The organism is Pseudomonas sp. SL4(2022) (genome assembly GCF_026625725.1).
Lineage (GTDB): Bacteria > Pseudomonadota > Gammaproteobacteria > Pseudomonadales > Pseudomonadaceae > Aquipseudomonas.
Map to the genome: position 1 here is coordinate 3682124 of NZ_CP113060.1, position 14080 is coordinate 3696203.

Annotated in this window: 13 protein-coding genes and 1 pseudogene; 4 read left to right on the forward strand and 10 right to left on the reverse strand. The window is 57.4% G+C overall.

Annotated elements, in window-relative coordinates:
• Positions 1-2: 2 nt before the first annotated feature.
• Positions 3-533 (reverse strand): 2-oxo-4-hydroxy-4-carboxy-5-ureidoimidazoline decarboxylase, encoded by a 531-nt coding sequence (uraD, locus tag OU997_RS17510; RefSeq protein ID WP_267807797.1) that lies wholly within the window; start codon positions 531-533, stop codon positions 3-5.
• Positions 530-1471 carry an allantoinase PuuE gene (puuE, locus tag OU997_RS17515; protein WP_108486421.1) on the reverse strand — a complete coding sequence of 314 codons (942 nt, stop codon included), beginning with the start codon at positions 1469-1471 and terminating at the stop codon, positions 530-532. Before puuE ends, uraD begins: the two co-directional genes overlap by 4 nt.
• A gap of 380 nt (positions 1472-1851) precedes the next feature.
• Here puuE and uraH point away from each other — a divergent pair, with 380 nt between their 5' ends.
• On the forward strand, positions 1852-2235 hold the full coding sequence (uraH, locus tag OU997_RS17520; protein ID WP_177479977.1) for a hydroxyisourate hydrolase: 384 nt from the start codon (positions 1852-1854) through the stop codon (positions 2233-2235).
• Between the two features lie 138 nt (positions 2236-2373).
• Here uraH and OU997_RS17525 read toward each other — a convergent pair whose 3' ends face one another.
• Positions 2374-3000, reverse strand: coding sequence for a LysE family translocator (locus tag OU997_RS17525; RefSeq protein ID WP_267807800.1), 627 nt, complete (start codon positions 2998-3000; stop codon positions 2374-2376).
• 69 nt (positions 3001-3069) lie between these two features.
• Positions 3070-4419 (reverse strand): NCS2 family permease, encoded by a 1350-nt coding sequence (locus OU997_RS17530; RefSeq protein ID WP_108486418.1) that lies wholly within the window; start codon positions 4417-4419, stop codon positions 3070-3072.
• A 606-nt stretch (positions 4420-5025) separates the two neighbouring features.
• Here OU997_RS17530 and OU997_RS17535 point away from each other — a divergent pair.
• The gene (locus OU997_RS17535; protein WP_108486417.1) at positions 5026-5784 is read left to right on the forward strand and encodes a GntR family transcriptional regulator; all 759 of its coding nucleotides are present in this window, start codon (positions 5026-5028) and stop codon (positions 5782-5784) included.
• 67 nt (positions 5785-5851) lie between these two features.
• On the opposite strand, the gene OU997_RS17540 is transcribed toward OU997_RS17535, so the two are convergent.
• The 5 genes and pseudogenes from OU997_RS17540 to OU997_RS21090 all read right to left on the reverse strand — a co-directional run.
• Positions 5852-6349 (reverse strand): DUF934 domain-containing protein, encoded by a 498-nt coding sequence (locus tag OU997_RS17540; protein ID WP_108486415.1) that lies wholly within the window; start codon positions 6347-6349, stop codon positions 5852-5854.
• Complete coding sequence (locus OU997_RS17545) at positions 6333-7991, reverse strand: nitrite/sulfite reductase (protein WP_267807802.1); 1659 nt, start codon at positions 7989-7991, stop codon at positions 6333-6335. The genes OU997_RS17540 and OU997_RS17545 overlap by 17 nt, the downstream gene beginning before the upstream one ends.
• Before the next feature lie 425 nt (positions 7992-8416).
• Positions 8417-9034: a hypothetical protein gene (locus OU997_RS17550; protein ID WP_108486413.1), complete on the reverse strand. Its 618-nt coding sequence runs from the start codon at positions 9032-9034 to the stop codon at positions 8417-8419.
• A gap of 7 nt (positions 9035-9041) precedes the next feature.
• Positions 9042-9776, reverse strand: a complete 735-nt coding sequence (locus OU997_RS21085; protein ID WP_371920653.1) for a methyl-accepting chemotaxis protein — start codon at positions 9774-9776, stop codon at positions 9042-9044.
• Between the two features lie 123 nt (positions 9777-9899).
• Positions 9900-10676 (reverse strand): annotated as a pseudogene (locus OU997_RS21090) (cache domain-containing protein); the annotation flags it as partial.
• 317 nt (positions 10677-10993) lie between these two features.
• Here OU997_RS21090 and OU997_RS17560 point away from each other — a divergent pair.
• A complete protein-coding gene (locus tag OU997_RS17560) occupies positions 10994-11824 on the forward strand; it encodes an undecaprenyl-diphosphate phosphatase (protein WP_108486411.1) in 831 nt (276 codons plus the stop codon).
• A gap of 219 nt (positions 11825-12043) precedes the next feature.
• On the forward strand, positions 12044-13021 hold the full coding sequence (locus OU997_RS17565) for an alpha/beta fold hydrolase (RefSeq protein WP_108486410.1): 978 nt from the start codon (positions 12044-12046) through the stop codon (positions 13019-13021).
• Between the two features lie 23 nt (positions 13022-13044).
• Here the strand turns inward: OU997_RS17565 and OU997_RS17570 are convergent, their stop codons facing one another.
• A complete protein-coding gene (locus tag OU997_RS17570; protein WP_267807804.1) occupies positions 13045-14079 on the reverse strand; it encodes an RNA methyltransferase in 1035 nt (344 codons plus the stop codon).
• Position 14080: the final 1 nt, after the last annotated feature.

Here is a 14080-nt window from a genome sequence, read left to right on the forward strand (position 1 = left end):
GCCTACAGCTGCTGCAAGCGGAACAGCGCGATCTTGTTGATCTCGGCCAGGGCGCAGGCGAATTCCTGCTCCGGGGAGTTGTGAATCCGTTCCTCGAAGGCCGCCAGGATCTGGTGCCGATTGCTGCCTTTCACCGCCATGATGAAGGGGAAGCCGAACTTGGCCTTGTAGGCATCGTTCAGTTCGGTAAAGCGGGCGAACTCTTCTGCGGTGCATTCATGAATGCCCGCACCAGCCTGCTCCGACGTCGAAGAGGCAGTTAACTCACCACGAACGGCTGCCTTGCCGGCCAGATCCGGGTGAGCATTGATCAGCGCCAGCTGTGCAGCGTGGCTGGCACTGAGCAACAGGTCGGCCATGCGCTGATGCAGGCCGTTGATTTCGTCGATGCTGGGGTCTGGGCTCCCGGCGTCCTGGCTTAGGTCAAAAGCCTTCTCGGCGACCCAGGGCGAGTGCTCGTAGATATCGGCGAAGACGTTGACGAAGTCTTCACGGCTCAAACGGGACGGGGTCAGGGTTTGAAAACGGCTCATTTAGAGCTCTCCTTGGATGGCTCTTGCAGCGGATGGGTCGCGTACCAGTGTTTGGCAATGTCGACGCGGCGGGCGCACCAGACTTGTTCGTGGCTTTGCACGTATTCAAGGAAGCGCGCCAGTGATGCCAGACGCGCCGGACGGCCGAGCAGGCGGCAATGCATGCCGATCGAAAGCATCTTCGGCGCGCCGGCCACGCCTTCGGCGTAAAGCACATCGAAGGCGTCTTTCAGGTATTCGAAGAAATCGTCGCCCTTATTGAAGCCCTGCACCTGGGTGAAACGCATGTCGTTGGTGTCGAGTGTGTAAGGGATCACCAGGTGTGGTTTGTCCAGGGTGCTGGCCGGGTCCCAGTAGGGCAGGTCATCGTCGTAGGTGTCGCTGTCATACAGAAAGCCACCTTCTTCACGGACCAGGCGGCGAGTGTTCGGCCCGAGGCGGCCGGTGTACCAGCCCACCGGGCGTTCGCCAGTCAGTTCAGTCAGGATGCGGATGGCTTCGAGCATATGCTCGCGCTCTTCGGCTTCGCTCATGTTCTGGTAGTCGATCCAGCGGTAGCCGTGGCTGCAGATCTCGTGGCCTGCGTCGACCATCGCCTTGATCGCATCTGGATGACGCTGCGCGGCCATGGCCACGGCAAAAATGGTCAGCGGGATGTTGTGCTTCTGAAACAGGTTAAGCAGACGCCAGACGCCGGCACGGCTGCCATACTCGTAGAGCGATTCCATGCACAGGTTGCGCTGCCCCTGCAGCGGTTGCGCTGCCACCATCTCCGAGAGAAACGCCTCGGATTCCTTATCGCCGTGCAGGATGTTGCGTTCACCGCCTTCTTCATAATTGAGAACAAACGACAGGGCGATGCGTGCATCGTTGGGCCAGTGCGGATGGGGCGGGTTGTTGGCATAACCGATCAGGTCGCGTGGGTAGTCAGCGCTCACTGCAGTCTTCCTTCTTGCTGTTTGTGGCGGTCATTGGGCAGGCATGGATAGGCTGCACGACCGTGATGGGCTAATTGTATACAAAGTGATTTGCATCTTGTAAATCGAAAGTTCACTTATTTTGTGAAAAAGTGCGTTGTCGACGAATTTGTCCAGGGCGTCAGGAGTTTTACGATAAAACCAGAGCTGGCAAGCGCTTATCCATGATTTAGGTTTGCTTTGAGCCGACTCTTAAAGCATAAATATCGAATTATTGTGTACAATTATTGGTGTGAATGTCTTATTCTTTGGCTCAGATGCTCTGCTGAGCAGTCGTTACGGCTGCTGCTCTGACTGCTCTGGCGAATTTAAATAAAAGTAGAGGAGGTGCGGCGTCTGTGCTGGCCGGTTCAGGCAGATGCCCATATGCAATGGGACGATTGACTACACACGTACTGGATGCTGCCCACGGTTGCCCTGGCAGCGAACTGAAGATCGAACTGTATCGCGTTGAAGGGGCTCAGCTAGAGCTGTTGACCAGCGTAGTCACCAACCACGATGGGCGCTGTGATGCCCCGGTGCTACAAGGTGAAGACTACCGCAGCGGGGTTTACCAGCTGCATTTCCATGCGGGCGACTATTACCGTGCGCGCGGCGTCAAATTGCCTGAGCAGGCTTTTCTGGATGTGGTAGTGCTGCGCTTTGGTATCGATGCTGCTCAGGAGCATTACCACGTGCCGTTGCTGATTTCTCCGTACAGCTATTCCACCTATCGCGGTAGCTGAACCGAATGCTTGTCACCCTCTGACTCAATTTAAGAGTCCCTAGCCCGTCCACACTGCGGGCTTTTTTTGGCCTGCGATTTGAGGGGCTGAGTAGGGCGGGGGAGGTGCGCGAAGCCCAGGACTTCGGACTTCGCGAGTTCAGCGACTAAGCAGCGATGCAGCGCCAGCACCGCCGAACAAGGCAGCACTGATGCGGTTGAACCACACCTGGCCCTTGCCCGAGCGCAGGTAGCGCGCGGCGCCTTGGGCGCTGAGGCCATAGAACAGCTTGCAGGCCAGATCCAACGCCGCCCAGGTGGCGATCATTACCAGCAACTGACTAAGCATGGGCCGTTCGGCGTTGATGAACTGCGGCAGAAAGGCGGCAAAGAACAGGATGTCCTTAGGGTTGCTGGCACCCAGACCAAAGGCTTTCCAGAACATGCCGCGAACGCCCGGGTTAACCGGCTGCTCTTCGGCCGTCAACGGCTTGGCGGCTTTGCGTGATTCCTGCCAGCTCTGCCAGGCGAGGTAGAACAGATAGAGCGCGCCGACAATCTTCAACAGGCTGAACAGCTGCTCGGACGCCAGCAGCAGCGCACCCAGTCCCAGCGCCGATGCGCTGAGCAGGCAGATGGACGCCGATACACCACCCAGAAACGCTGGGGCCGAGCGACGCAGGCCGTAGTTCAGGCTGTTGCTGACCATCAGCAGCGACAGTGGCCCCGGGATCAGGATCACGATCAAGGCGGCGCTGCTGAACAGCAGCCAGGTATCCAGACTCATTGCGCATTTCTCCACATATGCAAAAGCCCCGACGCAGTGCGCAGGGGCTCGGGTGCTCGTCAGTAAACCTTACAGGAAGATGAACTTGGCGAGGCAGATCGCCGCCAGCGCGTACAGACTGATGGTGATTTCTTTATAGCGACCGGTAAACAGTTTCAGTGCTACGAAGGTGATAAAGCCCAGCGCCAGACCATCGGTAACCGAGAAGGTTAGCGGCATCATCACCACGGTGATGATGGCCGGGATGGTGTTGGTGTGGTCTTCCCAGTCGATGTGCGCCATGCCGCTCATCATCAACATCGCAACATAGATCAGCGCGCCAGCAGTGGCGTAAGCCGGGATCATGCCAGCCAGTGGGGCGAAGAACATCGCGGCGATAAACAGCACGCCGACGGTGACTGCGGTCAGGCCAGTACGACCACCGGCTGCAACGCCGGCGGCACTTTCCACGTAGCTGGTGACAGGCGGGCAGCCGACCAGGGCACCCAGTGCACTGGAGGTACTGTCGGCTTTCATCGCCTTGCTGAGGTTTTCGATATGACCGTTCTCATCCACCAGCTTGGCGCGCTGCGCAACACCCATCAGGGTGCCGGCGGTGTCGAACATGTGCACGAAGAGGAAGGCCAGAATCACGCTGATCATACCCACTTCGAAGGCACCTGCTACATCCATCGCCAGCCAAGTTGGGGCCAGACTCGGTGGCATAGAGAACAGGCCGCCGTATTCGACCATACCCAAACCCCAGCCAGCCAGGGTGACGGCGAGGATGCTGATAAGGATGCCGCCGAACACGCGGTGGTACTCAAGAATGGCAATCATCAGGAAGCAGATGGCCGCCAACAGAGGGCCGGCGCTGGTCAGGTCGCCTAACTTGATCAGGGTTGCCGGACTGGCGACTACGATACCAGCGGTTTTCAGGCCGATCAGCCCAAGGAATAGACCAACCCCTGCGCCCATGGCGAAACGCAAGCTGCTGGGGATGCTGTTAAGCAGCCATTCGCGGATCCGCGAGAAGGTCAGGATCATAAACAGCACGCCAGATAGGAACACTGCACCGAGCGCGGTTTCCCAGCTGTAGCCCATCTCGCCGACTACGGTGTAGGTAAAGAAGGCGTTTAGGCCCATGCCTGGTGCCAGGCCGACTGGCCAGTTGGCATACAGGCCCATCAGGAAGCAGCCGACTGCAGCTGCCAGGCAGGTAGCCACAAAGGCTGCGCCATGGTCGATGCCGGCATCGGCCATGATGTTGGGGTTGACGAAGATGATGTAGGCCATGGTGATAAAAGTGGTCAGGCCGGCGGCCAGCTCGGTCTTGATTGTGGTGCGGTGCTGGCTGAGTTTGAACAGGCGTTCAATTAAACCAGCGCCTGGCGGGGTCACTGCGTAGGTTGCGTGTTGTTCTTGTTTAGCGCTTTCCACAGGGGTGCTCCTCATCTCTTGTTGTGTGCCACCCAGAGCCTGTGCTGCGCACTGCTCGACTCTTGAGGTAGGTGGTGCTTTAGGGCTTGCTGGCGCGCTTAGCTGACTTTCTGGTCAATAAATCGCACTGCGCCGATTATGATGTTGTATACAAAAAAAGCAAATAATGTTTCTTTTTAAAATTAAGGATGTACTCGGTTTTTATCTATGCAAAACAGATGAGTTACCGAGATCACGGTGGCCGGGGTTAGAGCAAGACGGGCGAAACCTGCCAAGTGCCCATTTCTCCTAGCTTGGCGCAACATCTGTCGTACACCACAAGACGTTTACGGTGATGCGCAGGTGGCTTTTGTGCAGAGAAGATGTATGCCGCGAGCGGTGTTCTTTCCTGCTGCACGCGCAGCCCTGTGCACCAAGGCCAGAAAAGGTCTGCTAATGCACAATTGCAGGGGTGTTATGCCGTGATGGCTGTGTACGCGCTGATCACATTGTGTACAATGCAATGGCTTTTTATCTGTGACTTTTCACTGACTTACCTTGCCAACCAGTGGGTAACACACAGTAGAGTTGCATCAGCAACGCCGAATCCAGATCACGCGAGCCACAATGAACGAACAATTGCAGCCCCTAAAGAAGCAGACGCGCGAAGGCAAAAGCACTCGCAGCGGGACTCAGGACGATGTCGTTTACGCCCATATCTTTGATGCCATTCTTGAGCAGCGTCTGGCGCCTGGCACCAAGCTCAGTGAAGAGGCGCTCGGTGAAATCTTCGGCGTCAGTCGCACCATCATCCGCCGTGCACTGTCGCGCCTGGCCCATGAAGGGGTGGTGCTGCTGCGCCCGAACCGTGGTGCGGTAGTGGCCAGCCCGGGGGCGGAAGAAGCCCGGCAGATCTTCTATGTGCGGCGGATGATCGAGCGCGCGATTACCGAACTGGCCTGCAAGAATGCCAAGCCTGAGCAGATTGCCGCGCTGCGCCAGATGGTGATCAATGAGCGCGACTGTTTCGCCCGTGGTGACCGTGGCATGGGTATTCGTCTGTCCGGTGAGTTCCACCTGAAGCTCGCCGAAGCGGCAGGCAACTTGACCTTGCTGGGCTTTCTGCGCAGCCTGATTTCGCAGACCTCACTGATTATCGCCTTGTACGAAAGCAACAGTCGCACCCATTGTTCGGATGCCGAGCATGATCAGGTCATCGATGCGATTGAAGCCGGCAATGTGGATGTGGCGGTCGACCTGATGATGCGTCATATGGACAGTGTGGATGCGAAGCTCAATCTGGATGGCGAAACCGCATCAGACGACTTGCATGCAGTGTTTTCCCACTTATTGCCCAGCGGGAAGAAAAAAGCGTCAGGCCGCTAATTCGGCCGTGAGTTCACCACAATAAAAAGCCCCGCTTATGCGGGGCTTTTTATTGTAGTCCAGGTCTTCAGGCACGCCGACGGAACAGCGGCAGCGGCTGATCGGTGGAGGCCTGATACACCTCGCTGAATTCCTCGAAGGCTTTCAAAGCGTCCACTGGGTCTTTGTCTTCCCGCAGAGCAAAGGCATCGAAGCCAACGCGCTGGTAGGAGAACAACTGATCACGCAGAACATCGCCGATGGCGCGCACTTCGCCTCTATAGCCGTAACGATTGCGCAGCAGGTAGGCGGTGGAGCAGTGGCGGCCATCGGTAAAAGCAGGGAAGTTCAGCGCGATGACCTGGAAGTTATCCAGTTGATCGGCGATTTCCTCGATTTCCTCTCCGGCATCCAGCCACACTCCCAGGCCGCCATCGCGGGCCTTGAGCGCGGTGCTGTGCTCGACCCACAAGCCCAGCGGTACGATCAGGTCGTCGCAGTTGGGAATGCCGTCCAGCGTGGCGTCCTTGGGCAGCAGGTGCCAGCTTTCGTCAATCAGCTGAGCGTTCTTAATGATTCGCTGCATATACGCGCTCCTTGAACGGGTCTACACCGATACGGCGGAAGGTGTCGAGGAAACTCTCCTCTTCGGTGCGGCGCTCAACATAGACCTTGACGATCTTGTCGATCACGTCAGCCATGTCCGCTTCGGCGAAGGAGGGGCCGAGGATCTGCGCCAGGCTCGCGTCGCGACCGGCGCTGCCGCCGAGCGATACCTGATAGAACTCCTGACCTTTCTTGTCCACCCCGAGGATGCCGATATGGCCAACGTGGTGGTGACCGCAGGCGTTCATGCAGCCGGAGATATTCAGATCGATATTGCCGATATCGAACAGGTAATCCAGGTCGTCGAAACGACGCTGGATGGCTTCGGCAATTGGGATCGACTTGGCGTTGGCCAGCGAGCAGAAGTCGCCGCCGGGGCAGCAGATGATGTCGGTTAGCAGGCCGACGTTCGGCGTGGCGAAACCGTTTTCACGCAGTTCTCCCCACAGGGTGAACAGCTGCGCCTGCTCAACATCCGCGAGGATGATGTTTTGGTTGTGGCTGTTGCGCACTTCGCCAAAGCTGTAGCGGTCGGCCAGGTCGGCAATCGCGTCAAACTGTTTGTCGGTGACATCGCCCGGTGCCACGCCGGTTGGCTTGAGCGACAGAGTCACGGCCACATAGCCCGGTTTCTTATGGGCGAAGGTGTTGCGCTGACGCCAGCGGGCAAAGCCTGGGTGTTCGGCATCCAGGGCAGCCAGTGTTACATCCTGATCCTCGAGGGCTTTGTAAGCCGGGTCGATAAAGTGCGCGGCAACGCGAGCCACTTCAGCTTCGGTCAGGGTGGTCGGACCGTCTTTCAGGTGGATCCACTCAGCATTGACTCGCTCGGCGAAGATTTCAGGGGTCAACGCCTTGACCAGAATCTTGATGCGCGCCTTGTACTTGTTATCGCGACGGCCATAGCGGTTGTACACACGCAGGATGGCGTCGAGGTAACTGATCAGGTGCTGCCACGGCAGGAATTCGTTGATAAAGCTGCCGACGATCGGGGTACGGCCCAGGCCGCCACCGACGGAAACACGGAAGCCCAGCTCGCCAGCGTCGTTCTGTACCGCTTCCAGGCCGATGTCGTGCACTTCAATCGCGGCACGGTCGCTCACTGCGCCGTTGACGGCAATCTTGAACTTGCGCGGCAGGTGGGTGAACTCGGGGTGGAAGGTCGACCACTGACGAATGATCTCGCACCACGGACGTGGGTCGATGATTTCATCCTTGGCCACACCGGCGAATTGGTCGGTGGTGGTATTGCGGATGCAGTTGCCGCTGGTCTGGATCGCATGCATCTGCACGGTGGCCAGCTCGGCAAGAATGTCAGGCACATCTTCCAGGTCTGGCCAGTTGAATTGGACGTTCTGACGGGTGCTGATGTGCGCGTAACCCTTGTCGTAGTCACGGGCAATCTTGGCCATCATGCGCACTTGGGTGGACGACATCAGACCGTACGGCACGGCAACGCGCAGCATGGGCGCAAAGCGCTGGATGTACAGGCCATTCTGCAGGCGCAGCGGGCGGAATTCTTCACCGCTCAGTTCACCGGCAAGGTAACGGCGGGTTTGATCGCGGAACTGCTTAACGCGGTCTTCGACGATTTTTTGATCGTACTGGTCGTATACGTACATGGAGTGTCCTGTTATCAGGCTTTTTACAGCTAATCAGCGCGCACGGCCGCGCACTCCCTGCGGAGCCGGTGGAAGATATCAGTTCAGGGTTATGCGCAAAAGTGATGTTTGAGTATATGGACAGAACTTAAAGTGATAAGGACGCGAGCCAACATAGCCGGACGGCTTGAGGAAGCCCGCACGCTGGTCTTAACTGCTAGAGGCGCTTCACCCATAAACACAACAAGAGGGGTAGTCCATGACCGAACACAGTGAACCGGATAATGCTGACAGCGTGGTCGATGCCAGGGCCATCTTTGCCTTGATTCTGATCTTTGTCGCCACTGCGGTGTTCTGGGTCAGTCAGCAGTAAGACCCGGCGACCAATACAACAAGGCGGGCATCAGTGGGCTGGTGCTCGCTTTTTTATTGCCCTGTGCTCAGCCTCAATGGCAACTCAGGCTGTCGGCCTGGCGGTAGAGCATCAGCAGCTTTCGAGTAATGGTCTGCTGGATATCATCGCGCTCGAAGGTTGATAGGCGTGCAAGACGGCCGATCTGCAGGCGATGCAGGTGGATGTAGGGCATGTGTTGATCAAATTCGCGTAGGTCGCCTTTCATCATAATGGGCAGAAAAATATCCCCCGTCTTTTTCTGGTTGCTGATGATTTGCGCCAGTGCGGGTTTGAATGGCATGGTCTTTGGTGTTGGACCGCCGTCTTTGATGACCGTGGTTAGTAGTAAGCCGGGCTTTTGCAGCACGATACCGGGGAGAACGCATAGGCCGGTTTTGCGTACGGCATGAGCTTCGATGCCATGCAATGTGTCATGAAAGGCATAAGGGTTTGGTAACACGACCATCTTGCGGCCCAGATCACTGGGAAAATGCAGGTCATAGTTGGTATAGAGCTGGCGTGTAGATTCCGAATACACGCATAGACGGTTCTCAAACAGCTTGATAAAGCGTTCCGCCAGCTCGCGTCTCGCAATGCTGTCCAGGTCCCATATGAGGTCCTGATTCTGCGGTTTGCTCAGGTCAACTTCCTGATGTTCCATGCTGCTCATCGACGTCTCATACTCTGAACTGCCCAAGGAGTTTATTGAGCTGCTCGGCAAGTAGGCCAAGCTGCTGTCCCGCCACACTGGATTGCTGAGCGGCCTGTGCATTGTTATGAGCCAGGCCTGCCGCTTGGGTAATAGTCTGATTGATGTCTTCGACGACGTGGGATTGTTGCAGTGTCGCGCTGGCGATGGAAGTGTTGAGCACGCTGAGTTTGCGCAAGCCGCCTGCGATCTGAATGAGGCTCCCGCCAGCTTGGCTGGCTTGTTCAATCGTCAGGTGTGAGGCTTGACTGCTTTCGTTGATAACTTTTACTGCCGCCTCAGAGTTACCTTGCAGGCGTTCAATCATGACCTGGATTTCAGCTGTGGATTTTTGCGTGCGTTGAGCCAATAGGCGCACCTCATCGGCAACCACCGCAAATCCGCGCCCTTGCTCGCCGGCGCGAGCCGCTTCAATCGCGGCGTTGAGCGCCAGCAAGTTGGTCTGTTCGGCAATTGAACGGATTACTTCGAGCACGCTGCCAATTTGTGTACTTTCCTGGGCCAAGGCCTGAATCACGCTGACCGCTTGGCTGATGGTTGTGGATAGATCATTGATCTGACGCAGGCTGCTTTCAATGTTTTGCTGACCTTGCTGTGTCTGCTCTTCGGCGTTATGCACTTCCGAAGAGGCGTGCTCTGCGTTCTTCGCGACATCTTGTACGCCATATGTCACCTCGTTGATGGCTGTGGCGATCTGCTGCATCTGCTGTGATTGTTGTTCGCTGAAGTGTTGCGCCTGGTTGGATACCAGCCCAAGTTCGCGGGCTGCACTATCCAGTTTGCTAGCAGATGCCAGTGCCTGTCGAATGACCAGGCGCAGTCTTTCGGTAAAGGCATTGAAGTGCCTGGCGAGGGTGGACAGCTCATCGCTGCCATGGGTGTCGAGGTGGCGTGTAAGGTCGCCATCACCGCTGGCTATGTTGATCATCGCGTTAACGGCTTGCTGCAGTGGCTGGGTGATGCTGCGAATGATCAACACAATGATTAGCGCGACCAGCGCGGTAATGACCAGCCCGATCAACATTGCGTGCAGCGCGTGCTCTTGGAACTCGACCTGCACATCATCGACATAGACGCCTGAGCCGATGATCCAGCCCCAGGGTTTGAACAGTTGCACATAGGAAATCTTGGGGACTGGCTCGCTGGCCCCAGGCTTGGGCCAGCGATAGTTTACCTGGCCTGAGCCTTGGCTCTTGCTGATCGCAACCATCTCGTTAAACAGTGCCTTGCCATCAGGGTCCTTGAAACCTGACAGGTTTTGCCCTTCAAGCTTGGGATTGGTGGGGTGCATGATCATCGTTGGCGTTTGATCATTGATCCAGAAGTACTCCTGGCCGGCATAGCGCATGCTGCGTATGGCTTCCATCGCCTGTTTCTGCGCTTGCTCACGACTAAGGCTGCCGGCTGCTTCTTGATCCTGAAAGAACTTCAGGATGCCCGCTGCGCTCTGTACAACATGCTGGGTTTTTTCACTTTTCGCTGCGTGCAGGTCGGTGTGAATCTGCTTAAGTAACAGGCCGCCCTGGATTACCAGCATGATGATCGCCACTGCCAGTATCAGCCAAAGACGACGATTGATGGGCAGACTGCGTAAGCTATTCATGGGGGATGCTCCCGTGTTTTTCCATGAGGCGCTTTTACAAGCGTGCTGCGCCGTTTCTTACGTTAGACATTAGGCCAATCAGGGCATAAACGCCGTGTAGAGAGCCGCTGGCTGCAGCAAGTCAGGTGGGTACAAGACACACGGTTGCCCGTACTGGGGCGCATGTTCTCTGCTAGGATTTGCGCCGCTGTACGTTAAGCCTGTGATTTGGCTGGACTTGTGTCTTTTAAATCCCTGCATTCGGACAGACTGTAGAAGCCCTCGCGGATTCATCATCGTTGTGTCGTGCGGGGTAACGCACATTTTGGGGGAGTGGGATGGATCTTTGGGTTGCCGCTCAGGCATTGATTCTGGGCGTAGTGGAAGGGCTCACCGAGTTCCTGCCGATTTCCAGCACCGGGCATCAGATCATCGTTGCTGATCTGATCGGTTTTGGCGGTGAGCGGGCGATGGCCTTCAATATCATCATTCAGCTTGGGGCGATTCTTGCTGTGGTCTGGGAGTACCGGCGCAAGATTCTCGGCATTGTTGTCGGCTTGCCTAGAGAGCCGCAGGCACAACGTTTTACCGCCAATCTGCTGATTGCGTTTTTGCCGGCCGTGGCGTTGGGCGTGCTGTTCGCCGATCTTATTCATCATTACCTGTTCAACCCGATCACCGTGGCGCTGGCGTTGGTGGTGGGTGGGGTGATCATGCTCTGGGCTGAGCAGCGTACGCATCTGGTACACGCCGAGAGCGTGGATGACATGACTTGGCAGGATGCGCTGAAGATCGGTTTCGCGCAGTGCCTGGCAATGATTCCCGGTACTTCACGCTCCGGCGCGACGATTATCGGTGGCCTGCTGTTCGGTCTGTCGCGCAAGGCTGCGACCGAATTTTCCTTCTTCCTTGCCATGCCGACCATGGTTGGTGCTGCGGTGTACTCTGGCTACAAGTACCGTGACCTGTTTCAGGCCAGTGATTTGCCGGTGTTTGTAATTGGCTTTGTCACCTCGTTTATCTTCGCCATGATTGCAGTACGGGCGTTGCTCAGTTTTATCGGTAAGCATAGCTATGCGGCGTTTGCCTGGTACCGCATCGGCTTTGGCTTGCTGATTCTGGCGACCTGGCAGCTGCAGTGGATTGACTGGAGCACGGCGCAATCTTGATTGCTGGGTAAGAGCCTGGCGCTGTTTTAGCGCGGTACTGGATTCTCGACACTCATTTGCAACAACCAAACTTCGTGTCTCGTGCCTTGCCTCGCGCTAAAACAGGCGACGGCGCGGCCGCGAACGAAACGGCAACAAGCTCCAGATATTCGGCGGATAAATAAAGGCCCATTCCTGGATGTGCCTTTGTCATAGTGGCCTCGGTTAATGGAGGCTTATATGCATCAGCTCGAGCAGCACATCCTTCAGGTCAACGGCATTGACCTGAGTCTATACAGCGCCGGTCCCGCGACTGGGCGACCGGTCTGGTTGCTGCACGGCTTTCCCGAGTGCTGGCATTCCTGGCGCCAGCAGATCGAGCCGTTAACGGCTGCCGGTTATCGCGTGCAGATTCCGGAAATGCGCGGCTATGGCCAGAGCAGCGCGCCGCGTGATCCTGCGGCTTACGATCTGCTGACCATCTGCGCCGATATCCAGGCAGCCATGGACCAACTCGGCCAGTTACAGGTGTGCGTGGTCGGCCACGATTGGGGCGCACCCGTTGCCTGGCACCTGGCCTTGCTTGAACCTGAACGGGTGCAGGCCGTAGTCGGCATGGCGGTGCCGTTTGGCGGACGCCCCAGGCAACCGGCCATCGAGATCATGCGTCAGCTGTACGCCGAACGTTTTCACTACATCCTGCATTTTCAGCAGCCTGGAGTAGCCGAGGCGGAAATGGATGCTGACATCCCAAGCACCCTGCGCATGATGATGCACAACACGTCGGCGGCTGTGCCCAAGGACCACTTTCTGCAGGAAAAGCCGGCTGGGGCAGGGCTGTTCGAGGGCATGCTCGACCCCGGCGCTCTGCCTGTTTGGTGTGATAACGCGGCATTCGATCACTACCGGAAAACCTTCGAGGGTCGCGGCTTTTATGGTGCGCTGAACTGGTACCGCAATTTCGAACGCAACTGGCTGCGCACTGAGGCCCTGGCGGATCGGCAGATTGAACAGCCTGCGTTATTTCTTCTGGGTGATCAGGACCCGGTCGGCACTCTGGAGGCTTACACCCTCAAGCAGATGCCCAAACGTGTGCCCCAGTTGGAGCAGCATGTGCTGAGTGAGTGCGGGCACTGGATTCAGAACGAGAAGGCCGAGCAGGTTAACCGCTTACTGCTGGATTTTTTGCAGCGCCAATATGTGCCGGCTACGGCGTAAGCATTAGAGAAAACCTGGCCCGGCTATTCAGTGCGAGTCTTGCGCTTGCTGACGAGTTCACTCGCGCGGGCGCGCAATTGTCCGCAGCCGCCATCAATATCCTGGCCGGCCGAGTTGCGCACTTTGGTCAGCACGCCACGGCTGTGCAGGTAGCGCACGATCTGCACGATACGGTCACCCTCGGGGCGCTGAAACGCATCCGCTTCCAGACTGTTGTAGGGAATCAGGTTCATGATCGCGTACTTGCCCTTCAATAAACGCAGGATGCCATCCATTTCCGCCTGGCTGTCGTTGATGCCCTTGAGCAGTGTCCACTGATACTGAATGGGGTAATCGATCTGTCGGGCATAGGCTTCGCCCAGCTCGACCAACTCTTCAGGGTCGATACGCGGCGCGCGCGGCAGCAGCGTCTGGCGTAGTTCAGCATTGGTGGTATGCAGCGAAAGCGCCAGGGCCGGCTTGATCTGCTGCTGCGGCAAACGCTCGAACACCCGTGGATCGCCGACGGTGGAAAACACCAGATTACGCTGGCCGATACCGCCCTCGGTGCCGAGCAGATTGATCGCTTCGAGCACGTTATCAAGGTTGTGCGCCGGCTCACCCATGCCCATAAACACCACCTTTTTCACTGCGCGAAAGCGCCGCGCCAGGGCCACCTGGGCGACAATCTCGGCGGTGCTCAGCTGGCGCAGCAGGCCGCTCTTGCCGGTCATGCAGAACACGCAGCCCACTGCGCAACCCACCTGGCTGGAGACGCACAGGCCATCGCGCGGCAGCAGCACGCTTTCCACCATCTGCTTGTCGGCCAACTCCACCAGCAAGCGTGCCGACCCGTCCGTTGCCGAGTGCTCGGAGCTGAGGCGCGCCAGTCCATCGAGTTCGCTGCTGATTTCGGGCAGAGCATTGCGCACTGCCAGTGGCAGAAAGTTCTCGGTCTTCTGGTTTCGCGTACCGGTGTCCAGCGGCATCCCGCGCAGCCAGGCACGGGTAATACGCCCGATGTGCATGGGTTTGGCACCGAGGTCGGTCAGGCGTTGCTGAAATTCGTGAATATGCATG

Bases quoted from the DNA above. Each gene is read 5' to 3' on its own strand.
- uraD (WP_267807797.1), bottom strand. From the start codon at position 533: ATGAGCCGTTTTCAAACCCTGACCCCGTCCCGTTTGAGCCGTGAAGAC.
- OU997_RS17525 (WP_267807800.1), bottom strand. From the start codon at position 3,000: ATGAGTCTGGATACCTGGCTGCTGTTCAGCAGCGCCGCCTTGATCGTG.
- OU997_RS17535 (WP_108486417.1), top strand. From the start codon at position 5,026: ATGAACGAACAATTGCAGCCCCTAAAGAAGCAGACGCGCGAAGGCAAA.
- OU997_RS17540 (WP_108486415.1), bottom strand. From the start codon at position 6,349: ATGCAGCGAATCATTAAGAACGCTCAGCTGATTGACGAAAGCTGGCAC.
- OU997_RS17545 (WP_267807802.1), bottom strand. From the start codon at position 7,991: ATGTACGTATACGACCAGTACGATCAAAAAATCGTCGAAGACCGCGTT.
- OU997_RS17550 (WP_108486413.1), bottom strand. From the start codon at position 9,034: ATGAGCAGCATGGAACATCAGGAAGTTGACCTGAGCAAACCGCAGAAT.
- OU997_RS21085 (WP_371920653.1), bottom strand. From the start codon at position 9,776: ATGCAGCAGATCGCCACAGCCATCAACGAGGTGACATATGGCGTACAA.
- OU997_RS17560 (WP_108486411.1), top strand. From the start codon at position 10,994: ATGGATCTTTGGGTTGCCGCTCAGGCATTGATTCTGGGCGTAGTGGAA.
- OU997_RS17565 (WP_108486410.1), top strand. From the start codon at position 12,044: ATGCATCAGCTCGAGCAGCACATCCTTCAGGTCAACGGCATTGACCTG.
- OU997_RS17570 (WP_267807804.1), bottom strand. From the start codon at position 14,079: ATGCATATTCACGAATTTCAGCAACGCCTGACCGACCTCGGTGCCAAA.